The following is a 2,068-nucleotide window of genomic DNA, read 5'->3' as shown; positions in this document are numbered from 1 at the left end:
CGCCGGGGCGTCCGGCCCGCCGCCGGAGTGACCGCGACCGCCGCCGCTGCGGCCGTCACCACCCGGTGGACGCGGCGTCATGTCGCGGACGCGGCGCGGTGGCCGAGACGACGTGGTGCGGAGGCCGACGCGGCACGGTGACCTGGCGCTCTGGTCGTTGCGGCCGGGCAGTGGCGAAGGGCACCGGACGTCCGGTGTGGCGTCGCGTGGGGCCGGTCGCCGGTCCTGGTTATGCTGAGTCGGCCTTCGCGGCTTCTTCTGCGCGGAGGCGTTTTCGTGGGGCGACTACCGCGCCCCCGACCCGGGTCCGCCGGCCTGCGGTCGGGACACTGCGGTCGGAGAGGAGCGAGCCGTGGCACCCCGGACGCCGGCGCTCGAGACGTTCCCGCCCCTACGGGCCTGGCAACGCAAGGCGATGGTGGAGTACCTGCGCCGACGCAGCGAGGACTTCACCGCAGTCGCCACCCCGGGTGCCGGGAAGACCACCTTCGCCCTGCGGATCGCCGCCGAGCTGCTCGCGGACGGCACCGTCGAGGCGGTGACCGTGGTGGCGCCGACCGAGCACCTGAAGACCCAGTGGGCGGACGCGGCGGCCCGGATCGGCATCCAGCTCGACGCCGCGTTCCGTAACGCCGACCTGCACTCGTCGACGGACTTCCACGGTGCGGTGATCACCTACGCGCAGGTCGGCATGGCCCCGCACGTGCATCGGCGGCGCACCATGACCCGGCGCACCCTGGTCATCCTCGACGAGATCCACCACGCCGGCGACTCCCGCACCTGGGGCGACGGGGTGAAGGCCGCCTTCGAACCGGCCGTACGCCGGCTGATGCTGACCGGCACGCCGTTCCGCTCCGACGACAACCCGATCCCGTTCGTCGATTACGAGCGGGGTGGGGACGGGCTGCTGCGGTCCCGGGCCGACTCGGTGTACGGCTACAGCGACGCCCTGCGCGACGGCGTGGTGCGGCCGGTGCTGTTCCTGGCGTACTCCGGGGAGACCCGGTGGCGCACCAACGCCGGGGAGGAGCTGTCGGCCCGGCTGGGCGAGCCGATGACTCAGGATCTCATCGCCCAGGCCTGGCGTACCGCCCTGGATCCGGCCGGGGACTGGATGCCGCAGGTGCTGCGGGCCGCCGACGCCCGGCTGACCGTGCTGCGCGAGGCGGGCATGCCCGACGCGGCCGGTCTGGTGATCGCCACCGACCAGCAGTCCGCCCGCTCGTACGCCAAACTCATCGAGCAGGTCACCGGCGAGAAGGCGGCTGTCGTCCTCTCCGACGACGTGGGCGCTTCGGCCCGGATCGCGACGTTCGCGGCGTCCGAGCAGCGGTGGTTGGTCGCGGTGCGGATGGTCTCCGAGGGGGTCGACATCCCCCGGCTGGCCGTCGGCGTCTACGCCACCAGTGCGAGCACGCCGCTCTACTTCGCGCAGGCGATCGGGCGGTTCGTCCGGGCCCGTCGCCCGGGGGAGACCGCCTCGGTGTTCCTGCCCAGCGTTCCGCACCTGCTCGGGCTGGCCAGCGAGATGGAGGCCGAGCGGGACCACGTGCTCGGCAAGCCGAAGGACCGCGAGGGTTTCGACGACGACCTGCTGGAGCGGGCCCAGCGCGACGACCAGGCCAGCGGCGAACTGGAGAAGCGGTTCGCCGCCCTCTCCGCCACCGCCGAACTCGACCAGGTGATCTTCGACGGCGCCTCGTTCGGCACCGCCGCCCAGGCCGGTACGCCCGAGGAAGAGGAGTACCTGGGCCTGCCCGGGCTGCTGACCTCGGCACAGGTGGCGGAGCTGCTGTCCAAGCGGCAGTCCGAGCAACTGGCGGCCCGGAAGCGGCGCGCGACCGAGCGGCCCGCCGAGCCCTCCGCCCCGCCCGCGCCGGCACCGATGAACGCCGCACAGCGCCGGGTCGCGCTACGTCGTCAGCTCAACGCCCTGGTGGCCGCCCAGCACCACCGCACCGGCCAGCCGCACGGCAAGATCCACGCCGAGCTCCGCCGCCTCTGCGGTGGCCCGCCCAGCGCCCAGGCCACCATCGAACAGCTCGAAGAATGTCTCTTATACACATAT

1 protein-coding gene is annotated in these 2,068 nt (G+C 73.3%); it reads left to right on the top strand.

The annotated features are described in order from the left end of the window. Positions 1-352: 352 nt before the first annotated feature. Positions 353-2,068, top strand: a 1,716-nt coding sequence (locus EYA84_RS31005; RefSeq protein ID WP_131057749.1) for a DEAD/DEAH box helicase, incomplete at its 3' end; no start/stop codon positions are given.

Origin of the sequence: Verrucosispora sp. SN26_14.1 (genome assembly GCF_004307965.1) — a bacterium.
Lineage (GTDB): Bacteria > Actinomycetota > Actinomycetes > Mycobacteriales > Micromonosporaceae > Micromonospora.
The sequence above is the reverse complement of the archived record's forward strand: the minus strand, read 5'-3'. Positions and strand labels throughout refer to the sequence as shown.